At 62.5% G+C, this 16006-nt stretch carries 20 protein-coding genes; 9 read left to right on the top strand and 11 right to left on the bottom strand.

Translation table 11 applies throughout. The features are described from left to right. Positions 1 to 48 precede the first annotated feature (48 nt). Together LH128_RS03580 and LH128_RS03575 are read right to left on the bottom strand one after the other, a co-directional pair. Complete coding sequence (locus tag LH128_RS03580) at positions 49 to 261, bottom strand: hypothetical protein (RefSeq protein ID WP_008828215.1); 213 nt, start codon at positions 259 to 261, stop codon at positions 49 to 51. Next, a complete protein-coding gene (locus tag LH128_RS03575) occupies positions 248 to 496 on the bottom strand; it encodes a helix-turn-helix transcriptional regulator (RefSeq protein ID WP_008828214.1) in 249 nt (82 codons plus the stop codon). The genes LH128_RS03580 and LH128_RS03575 overlap by 14 nt, the downstream gene beginning before the upstream one ends. A 469-nt stretch (positions 497 to 965) precedes the next feature. Between LH128_RS03575 and LH128_RS03570 the strand changes: the two genes are divergently transcribed. The 3 genes from LH128_RS03570 (at position 966) to LH128_RS03560 (ending at position 3722) form a co-directional block, all read left to right on the top strand. After that, entirely contained in the window at positions 966 to 1268 is a 303-nt protein-coding gene (locus tag LH128_RS03570; RefSeq protein ID WP_008828213.1) for a type II toxin-antitoxin system RelB/DinJ family antitoxin, read from the top strand. Next, a complete protein-coding gene (locus LH128_RS03565) occupies positions 1265 to 1552 on the top strand; it encodes a type II toxin-antitoxin system RelE/ParE family toxin (RefSeq protein ID WP_008828212.1) in 288 nt (95 codons plus the stop codon). The genes LH128_RS03570 and LH128_RS03565 overlap by 4 nt, the downstream gene beginning before the upstream one ends. A 418-nt stretch (positions 1553 to 1970) precedes the next feature. After that, positions 1971 to 3722 carry a ParB/RepB/Spo0J family partition protein gene (locus tag LH128_RS03560; RefSeq protein WP_008828211.1) on the top strand — a complete coding sequence of 584 codons (1752 nt, stop codon included), beginning with the start codon at positions 1971 to 1973 and terminating at the stop codon, positions 3720 to 3722. Between the two features lie 124 nt (positions 3723 to 3846). On the opposite strand, the gene LH128_RS33095 is transcribed toward LH128_RS03560, so the two are convergent. After that, a complete protein-coding gene (locus LH128_RS33095) occupies positions 3847 to 4218 on the bottom strand; it encodes a hypothetical protein (protein WP_327195051.1) in 372 nt (123 codons plus the stop codon). 657 nt (positions 4219 to 4875) lie between these two features. Here LH128_RS33095 and LH128_RS31230 point away from each other — a divergent pair. The 3 genes from LH128_RS31230 to LH128_RS03540 are packed head-to-tail and all read left to right on the top strand — an operon-like array spanning position 4876 to position 7593. Next, on the top strand, positions 4876 to 6099 hold the full coding sequence (locus LH128_RS31230) for a hypothetical protein (protein WP_008828209.1): 1224 nt from the start codon (positions 4876 to 4878) through the stop codon (positions 6097 to 6099). After that, positions 6096 to 7034 (top strand): HEPN domain-containing protein, encoded by a 939-nt coding sequence (locus tag LH128_RS03545; RefSeq protein ID WP_008828208.1) that lies wholly within the window; start codon positions 6096 to 6098, stop codon positions 7032 to 7034. Before LH128_RS31230 ends, LH128_RS03545 begins: the two co-directional genes overlap by 4 nt. A gap of 13 nt (positions 7035 to 7047) precedes the next feature. Continuing rightward, positions 7048 to 7593, top strand: coding sequence for a sigma factor-like helix-turn-helix DNA-binding protein (locus LH128_RS03540; protein ID WP_172704924.1), 546 nt, complete (start codon positions 7048 to 7050; stop codon positions 7591 to 7593). Between the two features lie 4 nt (positions 7594 to 7597). Here the strand turns inward: LH128_RS03540 and LH128_RS03535 are convergent, their stop codons facing one another. From LH128_RS03535 to LH128_RS03525, 3 genes are all read right to left on the bottom strand, one after another. Beyond that, positions 7598 to 7855, bottom strand: coding sequence for a DUF6429 family protein (locus LH128_RS03535; protein WP_008828206.1), 258 nt, complete (start codon positions 7853 to 7855; stop codon positions 7598 to 7600). A 75-nt stretch (positions 7856 to 7930) separates the two neighbouring features. After that, positions 7931 to 8122, bottom strand: a complete 192-nt coding sequence (locus LH128_RS03530; protein WP_008828205.1) for a DUF6771 family protein — start codon at positions 8120 to 8122, stop codon at positions 7931 to 7933. An 11-nt stretch (positions 8123 to 8133) separates the two neighbouring features. Beyond that, positions 8134 to 8721 carry a hypothetical protein gene (locus tag LH128_RS03525; RefSeq protein WP_008828204.1) on the bottom strand — a complete coding sequence of 196 codons (588 nt, stop codon included), beginning with the start codon at positions 8719 to 8721 and terminating at the stop codon, positions 8134 to 8136. 153 nt (positions 8722 to 8874) lie between these two features. On the opposite strand from LH128_RS03525, the gene LH128_RS03520 reads away from it, so the two are divergent. After that, complete coding sequence (locus LH128_RS03520) at positions 8875 to 9288, top strand: lysozyme inhibitor LprI family protein (RefSeq protein WP_008828203.1); 414 nt, start codon at positions 8875 to 8877, stop codon at positions 9286 to 9288. A gap of 5 nt (positions 9289 to 9293) precedes the next feature. Here the strand turns inward: LH128_RS03520 and LH128_RS34135 are convergent, their stop codons facing one another. Next, positions 9294 to 9518 carry a conjugal transfer protein TraD gene (locus tag LH128_RS34135; RefSeq protein ID WP_008828202.1) on the bottom strand — a complete coding sequence of 75 codons (225 nt, stop codon included), beginning with the start codon at positions 9516 to 9518 and terminating at the stop codon, positions 9294 to 9296. Between the two features lie 94 nt (positions 9519 to 9612). Next, the gene (gene traD / locus LH128_RS03510; protein WP_008828201.1) at positions 9613 to 9861 is read right to left on the bottom strand and encodes a conjugal transfer protein TraD; all 249 of its coding nucleotides are present in this window, start codon (positions 9859 to 9861) and stop codon (positions 9613 to 9615) included. A gap of 173 nt (positions 9862 to 10034) precedes the next feature. Here traD and traA point away from each other — a divergent pair, with 173 nt between their 5' ends. After that, positions 10035 to 13103 (top strand): Ti-type conjugative transfer relaxase TraA, encoded by a 3069-nt coding sequence (gene traA / locus LH128_RS03505; RefSeq protein ID WP_037517583.1) that lies wholly within the window; start codon positions 10035 to 10037, stop codon positions 13101 to 13103. A gap of 15 nt (positions 13104 to 13118) precedes the next feature. Continuing rightward, positions 13119 to 13823 carry a DUF6118 family protein gene (locus LH128_RS03500; RefSeq protein ID WP_008828199.1) on the top strand — a complete coding sequence of 235 codons (705 nt, stop codon included), beginning with the start codon at positions 13119 to 13121 and terminating at the stop codon, positions 13821 to 13823. Between the two features lie 35 nt (positions 13824 to 13858). Here LH128_RS03500 and LH128_RS03495 read toward each other — a convergent pair whose 3' ends face one another. From LH128_RS03495 to LH128_RS03485, 3 genes are all read right to left on the bottom strand, one after another. After that, the gene (locus tag LH128_RS03495) at positions 13859 to 14920 is read right to left on the bottom strand and encodes a Rieske 2Fe-2S domain-containing protein (RefSeq protein ID WP_051211403.1); all 1062 of its coding nucleotides are present in this window, start codon (positions 14918 to 14920) and stop codon (positions 13859 to 13861) included. A 416-nt stretch (positions 14921 to 15336) separates the two neighbouring features. Further along, the gene (locus LH128_RS03490; RefSeq protein WP_008828197.1) at positions 15337 to 15720 is read right to left on the bottom strand and encodes a VOC family protein; all 384 of its coding nucleotides are present in this window, start codon (positions 15718 to 15720) and stop codon (positions 15337 to 15339) included. Between the two features lie 11 nt (positions 15721 to 15731). Continuing rightward, the coding region (locus tag LH128_RS03485; RefSeq protein ID WP_008828196.1) for a 2OG-Fe(II) oxygenase family protein at positions 15732 to 16006 on the bottom strand (275 nt) is incomplete at its 5' end.

Genomic DNA, 16006 nt, shown 5'->3' with positions numbered 1-16006 from the left:
CCACATCTCCATAATATGTGGTTATAATAGCCAAATTGTCGTCAAAAGTCAAGGTTCCGGCGGCCTCAGCGGTGTTCCCGGATCATTGTCATTGGCCGCTTTCCTCGCCCTGATATGCTGGCGCGCGATATGCCGCCCGATGGCCTCCGCAATGCGGGTCAGCGCCGCTTCGACATCCAGGCCCGACAGATCGATGTCAGGCTCATTGTCGTTGGCGGCGTTCAGGCGATCGCGCCTCGCGGGGTCGTCACCCTTCTCCATGACCGGTGATCCCATGCGAAGGCCCATGCGAAGGATTGTCGTTGTCCGGACGCCATGCGGCGGGATCGGCAATCCAGCGGTTCACGGCGGACTCGTGCCAGCCTGCACCATGGATGCTGATCTTCACCTGCCGGGGGAACGTGCCTTCCGCGATCTTGCGGTATAGGGTGGACCGGGAAAGGCCGGTCCGTTCGAGTACGGTCTTGCGACGAATGATGCGATCGGATTTCAACATAAAGGGAACTTCCAGGTCTTGCGTTGCCAAAGCCCCCTGGGCCCTAGAATTGGCCGGGTTTTTGCCGAAGACAAGAAGGTCGTGAATACCCGCACCGCCGCCCGGCACCCAGTCATAGGGTCATAGAGGGTCGTAGGGGGACATGGAGGGTCTTGGAGGGCATTTGCGGGAACATTCCCGCGTCACGACCTGCATGCGTTTTTCTCGGGCATGTTGCCCGATTGCCACGCTTTTAAGCTCAACCATTCCCACAACTGGCGAAGCTACGATGTATTTGGCATGTCCATCGTCCTTCTCCGATGGCCTGCCCGTCACGAATCATAATCTGCCTGAATCGATTCCGCGCCGCAAGGGCATCGGCATTTCAGTGCCGATATCGTGATGCCGGGGCTGACTGATCCCACCGCAAAGGACGAAGGCTCGCAATAGTCATGCGTTTGCATTACAAGGTAGTCAAAGGAGATTGCTCATGGCCACGAATGCCCTCATCCAGACGCGCATCGATGCCGATGTGAAGGCGCGCGCCTCTGCTGTTTTCGAAAAAATGGGGCTGACCGTCTCTGACGCTGTGCGCATCCTGTTGACCCGTACTGCCCGTGAGGGCGTCGTCCCCATGGAGTTGCTGGTGGAAAAGCAGGCGTATGACGATTGGTTTCGCGCCCGGGTCCAGGAAGCGCTGGACGACAATCGCCCCGACATTGCGGATGCGGAAGTGTCAGCCCAGTTCGCTGCCTTGCGCGACAAAGCCCGCCAGGGCATCCCGCCGTTATGAAGCTGGACTGGTCGCAACGCGCGGCGGCCGATCGTCTCGCCGTTTTCATCTGGATCGCCGACGATGATCCGCGGACTGCGGCTCTGGTCGATGGTCGCATAGAGGACGCGGTGCAGCAGCTGGTGGACTTTCCGCACAGCGGACGGCCGGGACGGGTTGAAGGTACACGCGAACTTGTGATCTCCGGCACGCCTTATCTCATACCCTATAAGGTGACAGGGGATACGGTGCGCCTGCTGCGCCTACTCCATGGCGCGAGAATGTGGCCGCATGATCTGGGGTGATCGGGGCAACAGTATCGATCTTGCCTTTTTAAATCTGGAATCTCGCAGCGGGTAATGAATGGGCGTCCCCGCGCGTTTGCGCGGGCCGCGCTCTATGTCGCTGCGCTCCACCGAGCCAGCGCTACGCGCCGTCTCGTCGCCTCACGGCGTGACGATCGCATGACGCGGGGGAAGCGGCTGCGCCGCTCCCCATGCGGACATCGCGCTTGCGCGCGGTGGCGTAGACCGGCTCCGACAAGCGGTGTGGGCGTCGCTACCCTGTAGGCGCGTCGCGGCGGCCTGCAACCCGGCAAGCCGGGTCTTCCTCTCCGTTTCAGCCCTTCGGGTGCAGTCCGCCTTTGCCGACACGCCTGCCGGTGCGCTCTTGCCGCCCACCCCGCATTCCGGGGCCGGGATGATGCGAAGAGGAGTAAGAGACATGGAACTCAAGCACATCGACATCGCCAGCCTCTCGGTTTCGTCCGCCAACATGCGCGGAGGTAAGAAGGCTCCGGACCTCACCAACATCCTGCCGTCGGTGCGCGCGCGGGGTATCCTCGTGCCGCTGATCGTCCGGGAGAAGGATGATGACAGCTACGAGATCGTGGCAGGCAAGCGGCGCTATCATGCCGCGCTGGCCGTCGCAGAGGAAAACGGGAGCATCGATCCGTTGCCGTGCGCCGTGATGGCAGCAGGTGATGATGCAGCAGCGCTGGAAGCCTCGCTGATCGAGAACATCGCAAGGTTGGACCCCGACGAGATGACCCGTCACGCAACTTTCACACGGCTTGTCCGGGAGGGCCGCAGCGTGGAGGATATTTCGCTGACCTTTGGGCTGACCGCCTTGCAGGTGAAACGGACCCTTGCGCTGGGCAATCTGATGCCGCGCATTCGCAATCTCTACCGCGCCGAAAAGATCGATGCCGCCACCGTGCGGCACCTGACCCTTGCCAGCAAGGCACAGCAGCGCGCATGGCTGGCGTTACTCGATAGCGAGAGCGACCACGCCCCATTGGGCCAGAACCTCAAGGCGTGGCTCATGGGCGGAGCAGCCATTTCCACCACTGTCGCGCTGTTCGATCTTGAAGGATATTCGGGCGAGGTCGTCTCGGACCTTTTTGGCGAGGACAGCTATTTCGCGTGTGCTGCCGATTTCTGGACGGCGCAGATGGCAGCGATTGAAAACCACGCGGATGCCTACCGGGAAGCCGGATGGCAGGAGGTCAAAGTGATGGGGCGCGGCGAGTATTTCCACACATGGGAGCATGAGCGTTGCCAGAAGAAGAAAGGCGGCCGGGTCTATGTGGCGATTAGCCATCGCGGTGAGGTGACGTTCCATGAGGGCTACATCACCGGGAAGGAGGCGCGTAAGCGCGAGGCAGGCGAGAGCCTTACCAAGCCGGTGCGCCCCGAAGTCAGCGCTCCTGTCCAGAACTATATCGACCTTCACCGTCATGCAGCCGTGCGCGCGTCCCTGCTCTCGCAGCCTGCCATGGCGCTTCGCCTGATGCTGGCCCATGCGATCGTCGGCTCGCCGCTGTGGCGGGTGGACGTGGAGAGGCAGCGTGCCAATAGCGATGTGATCGCCGAAAGCGTGGAGGCCAGCGCATCGGAAGCGACGTTCGACGCCAAGCGGCGCGAGATTCTGGCCCTGCTGGGCTTCGATGCCGACACGCCCACGGTAACGGGCGGCTATGCGGGCGATCATGGCCTGCCGCGGCTGTTCAACCATCTAATGGGTCTCCCCGACGAAACGGTCATGTCCGTCCTCGCCATCATCATGGGCGAAACGCTGATGGCGGGAAGCGCGATGGTGGAATTGCTGGGCGCATTGCTCAAAGTGGACATGGCATCGGTCTGGCAGGCCGATGACGCTTTGCTCGACAGCATCCGCGACAAGGAGGTAGTCGGCGCGATCGTGGCAGAGGTTGCAGGCGATACGGTTGCCACCGCCAATGCTGGCGAAAGCGTCAAGGTCCAGCGCCAGGTCGTGCGTGATTGCCTCGCGGGAACCAATGGCCGTGCCAAGGTCGATGGCTGGGTGCCGCGCTGGATGGCCTTCCCACCTGCCACCTATACCAACCGGGGCGGCGTCGGCAGCGCCGAGCGGTGGGAAAGGATCGCCGCCTTGCTCGAAACGGGAAGGCAATCTGATGTCGAGGATCGACACGCCTTCGCGCGAGCGGCCTGATTTCCAATGCCCCCGGTCGCTGAATACCTCCGGGGGCTTTTCTTGCTACGGATGCGAACGGCGCTCGGATCGGGCGTGCTGGAAAATTCGCCTCGGCCAAAGGCCGGGGCGTGGTGCTGTTCCTTCAAGCCTTCGACGAAAGCAGCATGATTTCGTCGGCGATCCTTTCCAGCAGCGGGTCGGGATCGGGTTCGGAACTGAACATATAGTGTCGGTTGCCGATGCGCAGTTTGGTCACGACCGCTTCGAGATCGGGCGCTGGAGTTCGGACGAGCCGCTTGGCGGATGCTTCATAGGCATCAATCCAGGGCCGTTCGCTATCTTCGGCTTCAACCGCTTCCTGCATCGACGCCTCGCCCGTATGGAAGGCGTCGAGCACGGGCTGGATCGTGCCGCGGTAAAATTGCTCCATCGCTTGTCTCGCGGCGCGCTCCGCCGCAACCGCCCTGTTCCAGTTCAGGGCGATGTTTCGGGTTCGCTGAGATGTCTGCGCCATGGCGGGCACAGATACCAGAGCAGGGATGATGGACAAGGCGCGCATGACTTCGCGCCGCGAGGAGGTTAAGGGCTGCATAGCCGTATCCCTTCCAGTCAGGGTTATGGTCAGGCCCGACGCCGGTGTTCCCGCACCGCGTTGGGCCGCCCAGCGTCAGGCCGGACGCTGGGATTATATCTTCATGCCGCACCATCGCAAACCACTCAGCGCATTGCACTCACGCCTGTACTGTTCAACACAAGTGGCCCGCCACAGGTTGGGAACCGCGGCGGGCCAAGGTTGTCGAGGATGGTGCTCTGTTCGGAGAATATCATTCCAAAGCGCAACGGCAAGGCAATAAATGTTGCACCGCACAAGCGACGGAATCAAAGCGCGCACTTTGTCTCCATTCAAATTCCTGATATGATCCACGCCGCGTTGCGCAAAGGGCAGCGCCGGGACTGCTAATCCCGCACACAAGAACCACTCGGAAAATCAGTTTTCCGGGATGCCGTCGCGTATGTCCAAACCTGCGGGTGAAAGGCGGCGGCGCATGTCGTGTGCATGTTAGCAGTTCCGGCGGCTCCCGCGTCTCAGCGCGCGGGAGTTCGGGACCTTATTACCGCATCCGCCCCGTTCCTTCCGCCCCATCCGCCCGGATGCGGACCGGAGGTTCCCATGGACGAGAACCACGACGGACATGCGCCGACGCTTGCGGCTGATGCGAAACATGATCGCGAGATGTCCGACTACAATGAGATGCGCGACCGCGTTGTCGCCCGCGTGGCTCATCTCGAACCCTATCCCCGAATGGCGATCGAGCGCGCGGTGCGCATACTTCGCACCTATTTCATCGATCGGCGCGACCTCGCACCCCGGCGCGGCAGGCTCGAAGGCTTGATGCTGGTCGGCAAGAGTGCCGATAAGTCGGCAAGCACCAAATGGGACCGCGAGCCGCTATTATTCGAGATATGGGCCTTCGTCGACCATGAGGCCTATAAGGGGAAAGAGCGCTATTGGGGCCGCGCGCAGGCTGTCCTCAAGTCCCAACTCGTGCGGGCCATAGAGGTCGAGCTATCGGTCTTCACCATCGATGAGGCCGCGCGCTTTTCCCAGAACAATCCATGGCTGGCCGAGCGCTACGAAGGCGGCATCGTCCTGTTCGACCGGGCGATGGACCCGCCGCGCAATGCCGTGGCCAAGACGGCCCATGAACGCATCATGGTAGCAGTTGCACGCTTGTACGAGCCGCAACGGATCGCCTTCCAGCGCTACCGGGCTTACGGCCTCGACCTTGGCCGGATATCCCGCCCCCTGCGCACAAGCGAGGCCGAGGCTCGAATAATACTTGCTGAGGCATTCGGCACGCTTCTGGCCGAGATTGGCAACGAGGTGCGGCCACGCTCGCTGCGTTTCCATCTTGGCAATCATCCCCGCCACAATCTCGATCTCTACCACCGCCCCGGCGACTTCGACCTCCTGCTTGCCGTCACCTTCTACCGCCGCGCCGTCGATCACGTCGGCATGATGGTCGAGGCCCATGCGCGCGACCTTTCCTCGAAGATCGTACAGGCGGCAGCCTATGCCACGGAGTTCGCGCTCAAGGCCCTGCTGCTCCATTCAGGCTACTGCGATGACTGGAACCGAAGGCATATCGGGCTCGATCTGGAGGGCGCGCTGAGACATGCCCGGGCGAACGGACTGGAGCCGCCCAGCGACGAACTCGACCGGCTGATCACGCCGCTATCGGACTATCATCGCGGTGGCAGACGGCCAGATCAGGCGCGAGTAGTTCTCGCGGCACTCCCTTCCGCCGAGATCGTCGAAACGGCAGCGACGCTGATTGCCAATGTGGGGACGATCACCGGCTATGCCGATCTGCCGGGGGAGGAATTGCCGTGATCCTGCACACCGACCTCGATCATCTCTCCGGTTCCATGCGCGAGGAACTGCGCAGGGTCGCTGCCCTGTTGTTCGAAGGCTTCGACGACCTGTGCGCCCACAAGCGCGCGCAGCGCTACAAGACGGCCCGCATCGACAAGCTGATCCTCTACGGCGCGCACGCATGCCGGGATCAGGGCGCAAGTCCTGCACTCACACCCGCGCCCATCCGGCTGCTGGTTATCGTCAACCACAACCGGATCGCTGCGCGCCGGGATGATTGGGCGCCGATCCGCGACCGGCTGCGGCGCGCATGGGAAGTGGGCGAGATAACCCACCCGGTGCGGCTATGCATTCACACGCTCAGCCATGTGAACCACGCCCTCGTTCACGGCGTCCCATGGTTCGTGACGATCGCGACCGAGGGCATCGCGCTCTATCAGGCCAGCAGCGCGCGCCTCGAAGCGCCGCGAAGGCTACCTGCCGCACGGCGGCGCGAGCGCGGGCATGGCGAGTTCGCACGCTGGTACGAACGGGCCGGTGATTTCCTCATGGGCGCGGCCTTTTTCGAAAAGCGCGGCAATGCGCCCATGGCGGCGCTCCTCCTGCACCAGGCCAACGAGCATCTCTACCAGTGCGTGGCGTGGTCGCTGACCCTCAATGGGCTGCGCACGCACGCCCTCGACGAACTGCGCGAAGTCGCCGAATATCTGGACAGTCGCCTTGCCCTCGCATGGCCGCAGGAAACGCCTTTCGAGCGGCGTGTCTTCGGCTGTATCCGGCGCGCCTATGTCGAGGTGCGCTACGGGCGCACATACCGGGTTGCGCCTGAAGAGGTGGCCTGGGCGATGGATTGCACAGCCGCTCTCTACAAGCTGGTGCAGGTCGTCTGCCTCGAACGGCTGGATGGGCTAAATGAGATTGCGCGGGAGGCGGATCATGTCCAGTTCGCCTGACCCCACGGCTGAAATGCGCGCCGCCTATCTCGATGCCGTCGAGCGCCTGCCGTTGCTTTCCCGCGTGGTGCTCAGGATGCATCAGGCCGACGATCTCCCCTTCGAGGAAATCGCTCGCCGCCTGTCGATCGACATGACAGCGGTAATGGCCTGCATCGCAGAGGCACTGGGGATGATCGTTGCCATGCTCGACGGCGACAAGCCAAGGCGCTGGCGCGCCGCACAGATCAGCCCGACAGAGCGGGCGTTACGTGAGCGGCACCGACGCTATTGCGCGGATCGTTTACGCGCCATGGGCATCGACAAGCCGATCGTCTGGCAGCGGAAGATGGATGATGACCTTACCGTCGCGATCCTGCTGATCGAAACCCTGCCCGAACCGTTGCGGGAAACCGTCCTTCTCTTCTCTGCCGACAAAATGACCCTGGATCAGATCGCCGCGCGGATGGCGATCACGCGAGAGAATGTCTTCGAGCGCATATCGAGTGTGCTCGACCTGATCGAGATCGGCCCGAAGCGCTTCGAGGATTGGTTGCGAATGCTGGGCACTGACCCCTGAGCCGTCAGTCGCCCTTCGCAAACAGCCGGTAGAAAAGTTCCTCGCTGCGGCGCCGACCTTCGGGTGTGAGCAGGACCGACTTTGCCTTTCCCACCGGGTCGAGAATCAGGTCTTGCGCATGCAGGCGATCGAGCGCGTCCCAGTCGAAGGACTTCCAGGCTCTCGCCATGCCCGACCGTCGGTCTTCCTCGTGCAGCGTCAGGAACATCAGCGCCAGGACCGCTTCGTCGATCCGATCGGTGTCGATATCCGCATCGTCCATGTCCTATCTCCCGAAGGTATCGGGCGAGCATGATATAGCGTGATGAACCGATCGTCACCGCATCGCCGATGGCGATCAGTCCGGCGTGATCGCAGCCGTTTGTGTTGCTGGCGCCGCTTCACCTTTGAGCGCAGCGGTAATCATCGCTGCAAGCGTCTCTTCCGCCCGGGCGCGGACGCCGATATCCTTCGCTTCGAGATCGCGCCGTACCCATTGCGGCGCACGTTCCACTACGGCGAGAATGATCGCCTGAATATGTTCATCCATGACGCTCGGCTCTATGCGCCGCGAGACCGGTCGTCATCAAAAATTGCAGGCCAGTCGGCATCGGCGCGATAGAGTTCGAGTTGCGGTTCAGACAACCAGACTCGGGGATATTCCATCGGGCCATCGCCTTCCCTGGCCGACCCATGGTCCTTGCCCCCACTTTGCGGCGGAACCACCCAGCCAAAGCGCCGTCGGCGAAGCGCCCGCAATTTGGGCCTGAACATGTTCAGGACCGATGGCGGGAGCAACGGCGCGCCGAAGTTGTCGTCTATCCATTCCAGCACCAGCAGCGCGCCTTCGCGCGTGCGTAGATCGGCGACACCGACAATGAGCAGGGCTTCGGCAAGGTCGTCCAACAGCAAGCCCAACCGAAGAGCAGGCTGGCGCGCAATCAGCTTCTGCAGAAAATCATATCGGGCCTTACCCTGTCCCAGCGTCGAGAACTTCGCCCACAGGTTCTCCTCGCCCTTGGTGAGGCCTGAGAGCGAATAGAGATCATAGGTGTCCTTGCTGACCGTGAGATCCCGTTTCACGGCATTGCGGTGGACGCGAACGGCGTCATTGCGCAGCACCATGGGAAAGGCGGGATCGATCAACACCCGACAGAGATACCACATTGATGTCATCTAGCGTACGGTGATGTCTGCGACACATTCAAGCGGCACAAATAATTCGGCTTTCTAGCTGGCCTTTAGGACGAAGGCAAATGGATCTGCTGACCCTTTGCCGGAGCGATTTGATATGGAGGTTTTATGCAAAGAATCGTTGCATTCTCACTGTTAGGGATCGCTGCCACGTTTGGCAGCGCCGGGATCACGGTAGCCGCCACCACGACTTCGCACGCTGCGCCGTGTTGGGCCAAGGGAAACACGGCCGATATTACGGAATGCTTTACCAGTTCCGCGAGCGAGGCCGACGCTGAGTTAAATCGCCTGTACCAGAAGATCAGCCTTGTCCTGCATCCGGACAACCTTCGCCAGTTGCAGGAGGCAGAACGATTTTGGATCAATTATCGGGACGCGACATGCAAGGCCGAAAGAAGTCTTTGGGACGGTGGGACTGGCCAGAACCCCGCCTACTGGGCATGCATAGACGATGAGACGCGGCATCGCCTAGACTATCTGCAAACCACTTATCGCCTGCGCTTGCAAAAGCTTGGAAGTTAAGGGCGTCAAACGTTTCGTAAAGCATCTCGCTCTGCCTCGAATGTGCGTTTGCCCTTGCGCTTCCACAGCGCCAGCGCATTCAATCGTTTCTCACCACGCAGTTGCTCCCCTACCGTGAGAAGCGCACCGTAGATCGTGGCGCGATCATCCTCAGTCAGATCGACCAGCCCCGCCTTGACGACCAGCCCGCCTAACTCGATCAAATGCCGTGTGCGCTCGCGCCGCTTCATAACCCATTCCCTTGTGTCGGTTCGTGCCTTTACAGCCTCAACGCGGTGCCGCGCCGCCTTGGAGCGGCAGAGCGCCTTCCGGCTGTCCGTCAGATCACGGTGCAGGCTGGCGTGCCTTGCCCTGAAAGAAGGCCGTGCCCGCCTTGCGCCAGCCCTCCTTTGTGGCAGCATCCTTCATGGCGGCGGCGTGCAGTAGCGCCCCGGCCAGCAGATCGGCGTCGAGAGCATCCGCGCCCGTAGCCGCGACCAGTTCGCCAAGCTGGCGTACGCGGCGTTCCTTGATCGCCTTCGCCTTATCCGCAAGGGCTTTCAGTTCCGAATCGAAGTCCTTGGGCTTGCGCATAGCAAAGTCTCCATTGAGTGATGATGCGCCTATGATAGAAGAAGGTAGGAGGTGACGCAGTAGAGTCGCTGGGACGGGATGACACCGCCTAGTCCCTGCTCGGAATTTATTCGAGGAGGGCGCGCTTATACGTCGTGCCGACGTGCGCTCAGAGTAGTAAATGGATGATCGTTATGGCGATCTTCCATTTTTCCGTTCAGGTCATCGGGCGCGGACAAGGGCGCAGCGCCGTCGCGGCGGCGGCCTATCGCGCGGCCGAGCGCCTGCACGACGATCGCCTCGACCGCGACCATGACTTCACGAACAAGGCGGGCGTCATCCATTCGGAAATCCTCCTGCCCGAAGGTGCGCCCGAACGCTTCTCGGACCGGCAAACCCTCTGGAACGAGGTCGAGGCCACCGAGAAGCGCAAGGACGCGCAGCTAGCGCGCGAAATCGAGTTCGCCATTCCGCGCGAGATGAATCAGCAGCAAGGCATCGCGCTGGCACAGGATTTCGTGCGCGCCGAGTTTGTCGAGCGCGGCATGATCGCGGATTTGAATGTCCATTGGGATATCAGCGCGGACGGCCTCGCCAAACCCCACGCGCATGTCATGCTCACCATGCGGGAGGTCGGCGAAGACGGGTTCGGCGCGAAACAGCGCGAGTGGAACCGCACGGAGTTGGTGGAGCAGTGGCGCGAACGCTGGGCGGATCATGTCAACAGCCGGCTCGCAGAACTGGATATCGACGCCCGTATCGACCACCGCAGCCTTGAAGCGCAGGGCATCGACCTCGAACCGCAGGACAAGATCGGCCCCGCCGCTTCGCGCATGGACGAGCGCGGGCTTGAGTCCGAGCGCATCGAGGATCACCGCGCCATTGCCGAGCGCAACGGCGAACGCATCATCGCCGAGCCGGGTATCGCGCTCAATGCGATCACCCACCATCAGGCCACGTTCACCACCCGCGATCTTGCCATGTTCGTCCACCGCCACAGCGACGGCAAGGCGCAATATGACCGGGCGATGAGCGCGGTGCGCGGCTCGCCCGATTTGATCGCGCTGGGCAAGGACGGGCGCGGCGATGATCGCTTTACGTCGCGCGACATGATCGAGACCGAGCAGCGGTTGCAGCGTGCTTCGGAATTGATGGCCGAGCGCGAGCGGCACCGCACCGACGAGAAGGCACGCGAGGCGGCTTTGACGCGCGCGGAAGGGGATGGGCTTGTGCTGTCGGGCGAGCAGCGCGCGGCGTTCGAGCATGTGACGGGCGGACATGATTTGAGCATTGTCGTGGGCTATGCCGGGACCGGCAAGAGCGCGATGCTGGGCGTGGCGCGCGAGGCGTGGGAACGCAGCGGGTTCGCGGTGCGCGGCGTCGCGCTGTCGGGCATCGCGGCGGAGGGGCTGGAGAATGGCTCGGGCATTGCGTCCCGCACCATCGCCAGCATGGAATATGGCTGGGCGCAGGGACGCGATCTGCTCACGTCGCGCGACGTGCTGGTGATCGATGAAGCGGGCATGGTCGGCAGCCGCCAGATGGAGCGCGTTCTCAGCCACGCCGAAGAGGCGGGCGCGAAGGTGGTGATGGTGGGCGACGCCGAGCAGTTGCAGGCGATCGAGGCGGGCGCGGCGTTCCGTGCCAGGCATGAGCGCCATGGCGGCGTCGAGATCACCGAAATCCGCCGCCAGCATGAGGACTGGCAGAAAGACGCGACCCGGTATCTGGCGACCGGCCGAACCGGCGAGGCGATCCGGGCCTATAGTGATCGGGGCATGGTCCATGTCGCCGAAACCCGCGAGCAGGCGCGCGCCGACCTGATCGACCGCTGGGATGCGGCGCGGCAGGCCGAGCCTGACAAGACGCGGATGATCTTCACCCATACCAATGAAGAGGTGCGGAACCTCAACGAGATGGCGCGCCAGCGGATGCACCTGGGCAAGGAACTGGGCGACGATGTGCGGGTAAAAACCGCGAACGGCGAGCGGGACTTTGCCTCCGGGGATCGTGTCATGTTCCGGCGCAACGAGCGGGGCATGGAGGTCAAGAACGGCACGCTGGGAACAATCGAGAAGGTCAGCGAACAGGGCATGACCGTGCGCACCGATGACGGGCGCTGCGTGTCGTTCGACATGAAGGACTATCGCGACCTCGATCATGGCTATGCCGCCACGATCCACAAGACGCAGGCGGTCAGTGTCGATCGCACCCATGCGCTCGCCACGCCGGGGATGGACAGGCACGGAACCTATGTGGTCATGACCCGCCACCGCGAAGGCGTGGACCTGCATTACGGGAAGGATGATTTCAAGGACGAGTCCCGCCTTGTCCGCCTGCTCAGCCGCGAGCGGCCCAAGGACATGGCGAGCGACTATGCGAAGCGCGATCCCGCCGAGCAATTTGCCGAGCGGCGGGGCATCACGTTCGGCGCGCGTGTCGCGGAAATCGTCCGGCCGATCGCGGAGAAGGCGCGCGGCATGTTCGACGGCCTGCGCCTCGCGCTGCCGGGGCAGGCCAGGGAACAGGAGCGCGAGGCGTCGCCCGAACGGCCACGCGGTATCTTCGACAATTTCCGGCCGCCCGAGCCGCAGCAGCCCTCGCGCGATCAGGGGATATTCGCGAACTTCCGGCCGCCCGCGCCGATCCATGATCCCGCCCGTCCGCAGCAGCGCGACCATGATTCCATGCCGATGCGCGCGGGCGGCCTGCGCGGGGCGGTGGAGCGCTATGCCGGGGCGCTCGACGCGATCCGCCAGACCCGCGCGCAGGGCATCGACGCCATGCCGCACCAGGTCGCCGCGCTGGACAAGGCCCGCGACGCATTGGACGCGATCCGGCCCAAAGGCTCGACCGATTTGAACAGCGCGTTCCGCAATGGTCCCGAACTGATCCGCCAGGCGGCGGAAGGGCGCGGCCATGACGCCGTGCTGGCGATGCAGAAGGAGGCCGAAATCCGCGTCGATCCCTTCCAGCGCGCCGATCGCTTTGTCGAGGGCTGGCAGCAGTTGCAGCGCCAGCACGCCGAACTAGTGCGCGACGGCAATTTCCGGGCGGCGAAAACCACCGCGCAGCACATGGCCGACATGGCGAAGAGCCTTGAGCGCGACGCCCAGCTTGAATCGGTGCTGGGACTGCGCGAGCGCGAGCTTGGGCTGGAGTTGGGGCGCGACATGGGCCGCAGTCTCGGGCGCGACCTCGCCGACAGCATTCCCCACGATCACGGCCGCGACATCGGGCGCGGCATGGGCATAGACCGTTAGACAGGAGACACCGGCATGGAGAATGAATTGCAGCCCAATGCGCCTCACGCCGATCCGGCGACACAGGCGTTCACGCGGCTTGAGCAGGAAATGGCGCTGCTGCGCCGCGCGGTCGAGAATCTGGCGGCCGAGAAGGCCGAAATGGTCATTCCCGACTATGGCAGGACGCTGGCCGAGATCGCGAAGCGCATGGGCGCGATGGCCGAGACGCTGGCCGCGCTCGCCGCCATGCCCGCCCTCAAGATGACCCCGGAGGCGTTCGCCGAGCGGATGGACATGGCGGCGGCCATGGCGCGGCACGAGGACCATGCTGCGCTTGTCGAAGCCAGACGCGCGATGGCCGACACCTCGCGCGACCTGCGCACGGCCATAGGCACCGCCGCCACCATCGACGCGCAGCGCCGCAACCGTCACCAGTGGGGCGGCGGCGGCCTGGTCGCCGGGATGCTGCTATGCGCGATCCTTCCCGGCTTCGTCGCGCGCGCCATGCCGGATAGCTGGCATCTTCCCGAGCGTATGGCGGCGCGGACGCTGGGCCTCGATCGATGGGCGGCGGGGGAGCGCCTGCTCGCCATGTCCGAGCCGGAACGCTGGCGCACCGTGGTGTTCGCCAATACGCTGGTGCAGAGCAATCGCGATGCGATCAGAAAATGTCGCGACGCCGCTATACAGGCCAATAAGCCGGTGCGGTGCACCATCATGATCAAACCCGCGTCATAACCGCGCGTGCTTCGCGGTGCGTCGCAGGCACGCCGTCAATACCTGAAGAACTGCTTGAGCCCGAGCGCCTTGAGACCGCGACGATAGGTCATAGAACTCATGTCTGCGGGGATATGCGCTTCGTCGGTAGGATCGAGCGGTAGCCATTCGGGCATCTGCGCTTCGACGATGGCCTTGTCTTCTTCGAAGACGCGGCGGTTGAAGTCGTAAACGTCCTGCACCGGTAAGTCGGTATCAAAATTCCGGGCGATCGGCGCGAAGAGGCGCGTTAGGCGCGCCGACACCGGTGAGGCTGCATTCATGATGACGAGGCGATCCTTACCGGGAAAGTGGATTTCCAGCGTCGCCGTAAACGGCAGGTGGCAGCGAAAGTGGCGCAGCCAATTGAACCCCGGCACATCGCGTTGCGGCGTAGCGATGGGATAGTTGCTAACGGTGCTCCAGTATTCGGCTTCGAAGCCGTATTGAGTTCGTTTGGTGGTATAGGAGGGCACTTCGGCATTGCCGGGATCGGCGAAAGTCTCGTGGTGGACGAAAGCAAAGTGCGCGACGTCCAGAAACCCTTCGAGCTGGCGGCCCGCGAAGCCCTGGATGTCGATCCAAGGGCAGACGATCTGCTGGAATTCGGCCTCGTCCCAGTGCGGCATATCCGGAATGGCCCTTTGATGCGGTACGTCGCTTTCGGGATCAAGACAGGTCCAGATTAACCCATAACGTTCGATACTGGGGTAGGTACGCAAGTGCAACCGCGCGGGAATATCGCGCACCGGGTGAGCGGGAACGTGAATACACCTGCCACTACTGCCGAATCTAAGTCCATGGTAGGGGCAAACGATACCGTCGTCATGCTGCGTCCCAAGACTGAGCGGTACGCCGCGATGGGGGCATACATCGGTCGCAATGACGACCTCATCTCCCAACTGATAGATCACGAGCGGCTGGTCGAGTAACCGCGTACCGATCGGTTTCTTCCCGACCTCGTGCGCTAGCGCGATAGGATACCACTGACGGGCGAGAACATACCAGTCCTCTGGGGCGAACGTGCAGCCGAGCGGCAGCGCGGGGCGACCGGCGTCGATGACGGCGGAGGTGGCCATGGATTTTTATCCGTTGCGAAAATCCGGTACCTTTTCCGTTGCCTTCCCACCTCTTTCAAACACAATGATCAGCACATTGCGTTGCTGAAAATAGAACGCCCTTTGATAATTCCTGCCGTAGAGAGCCGCGTCGATCTGCACATTTTCGCTGCGCGGCGGGATGCGAACGGAAACGCCAGCTTCACGTTGGACGACTATCTATATTGCCAGCCGTGATCGCTCTTGGCTAAGGTAAATCCCCGTAGATCTCGGAGCGGCGCATTCTCATTCTATCTTCTAATCAGGAACATGAGTTGCGACGTGAATGCCAGGTTCGGTCCGGTTCGAACACTGTGCGTAAGCAGGCCATCATTCCCCTCGCTCAGGTCAAGCATGAACGACGGCTCGGCCCGCGTCAGCGATCTCGCCCAGGCAGCCTACCCACGAGAATTAATGCGAAAGGCGTTGCCGTCCGGATCACGCAGCACGGCCTGGAACCAGCCATAGTAGGTTGCGAACGGTTCCTTCACGATCGCGGCGCCGAGTTTGGTAGCCCTGGCCGTCAACTCACGCACCTCGGCTTCACTGCCCACATCGAATGTCTGGAGAACACGATCGCCAGCGGTTGTCTGCGGTTCCAGACCGAGCAGATCGTAGGCGTCAGGCGCACTGAAGCCGATCGAGGAACACTCCGTGATGAAGCCTCGGAAGATGGGCGACCGGCTTTCAGTAATCTCGGCGAGGTCGAACAACGTGCCGTAAAATTCGGCCAGACGATCAATGTCTGCCGTGAAGATGTTTGTATAAGCCAACGCGACCATTTCAGTCTCCCTCAGGCCGCCAGGCCATATGTCTTGCGGTACATCGCGGCGATGTGCCCACCGACCGTCGTCGCCTCAAAGTCGGGCTCCCCGTTTTCCGGAAGGCACGTCTCGACGCATCTGATCTCATAGAAGTAGTTTGGATCGAAGAAGAACGGCACCGAGAAGCGATCCCGACCGCTATGGTTGTTGAGGACGCGGTGCATGTTTGCGTGATAGAGTCCGTTGGTCATCACGCGGACCAGTTCACCAAGATTGATGATGAATGTGCCGGGGATCGGCGGGG

Source organism: Sphingomonas sp. LH128 (assembly GCF_000293195.2).
GTDB classification, from domain to species: domain Bacteria; phylum Pseudomonadota; class Alphaproteobacteria; order Sphingomonadales; family Sphingomonadaceae; genus Novosphingobium; species Novosphingobium resinovorum_A.
Note: the sequence above shows the minus strand (reverse complement) of the source record. Positions and strands in the feature narration are given on the sequence as shown.

Coding starts and splice junctions, on each gene's coding strand:
- LH128_RS34135 (WP_008828202.1), bottom strand. CDS start 9,518: ATGAAGCGGCGCGAGCGCACACGGCATTTGATCGAGTTAGGCGGGCTG.
- LH128_RS03570 (WP_008828213.1), top strand. CDS start 966: ATGGCCACGAATGCCCTCATCCAGACGCGCATCGATGCCGATGTGAAG.
- LH128_RS31230 (WP_008828209.1), top strand. CDS start 4,876: ATGGACGAGAACCACGACGGACATGCGCCGACGCTTGCGGCTGATGCG.
- traA (WP_037517583.1), top strand. CDS start 10,035: ATGGCGATCTTCCATTTTTCCGTTCAGGTCATCGGGCGCGGACAAGGG.
- LH128_RS03490 (WP_008828197.1), bottom strand. CDS start 15,720: ATGGTCGCGTTGGCTTATACAAACATCTTCACGGCAGACATTGATCGT.
- LH128_RS03500 (WP_008828199.1), top strand. CDS start 13,119: ATGGAGAATGAATTGCAGCCCAATGCGCCTCACGCCGATCCGGCGACA.
- LH128_RS03495 (WP_051211403.1), bottom strand. CDS start 14,920: ATGGCCACCTCCGCCGTCATCGACGCCGGTCGCCCCGCGCTGCCGCTC.
- LH128_RS03540 (WP_172704924.1), top strand. CDS start 7,048: ATGCGCGCCGCCTATCTCGATGCCGTCGAGCGCCTGCCGTTGCTTTCC.
- LH128_RS03560 (WP_008828211.1), top strand. CDS start 1,971: ATGGAACTCAAGCACATCGACATCGCCAGCCTCTCGGTTTCGTCCGCC.
- LH128_RS03580 (WP_008828215.1), bottom strand. CDS start 261: ATGGAGAAGGGTGACGACCCCGCGAGGCGCGATCGCCTGAACGCCGCC.
- LH128_RS03565 (WP_008828212.1), top strand. CDS start 1,265: ATGAAGCTGGACTGGTCGCAACGCGCGGCGGCCGATCGTCTCGCCGTT.
- traD (WP_008828201.1), bottom strand. CDS start 9,861: ATGCGCAAGCCCAAGGACTTCGATTCGGAACTGAAAGCCCTTGCGGAT.
- LH128_RS03535 (WP_008828206.1), bottom strand. CDS start 7,855: ATGGACGATGCGGATATCGACACCGATCGGATCGACGAAGCGGTCCTG.
- LH128_RS03530 (WP_008828205.1), bottom strand. CDS start 8,122: ATGGATGAACATATTCAGGCGATCATTCTCGCCGTAGTGGAACGTGCG.
- LH128_RS03575 (WP_008828214.1), bottom strand. CDS start 496: ATGTTGAAATCCGATCGCATCATTCGTCGCAAGACCGTACTCGAACGG.
- LH128_RS33095 (WP_327195051.1), bottom strand. CDS start 4,218: ATGGCGCAGACATCTCAGCGAACCCGAAACATCGCCCTGAACTGGAAC.
- LH128_RS03520 (WP_008828203.1), top strand. CDS start 8,875: ATGCAAAGAATCGTTGCATTCTCACTGTTAGGGATCGCTGCCACGTTT.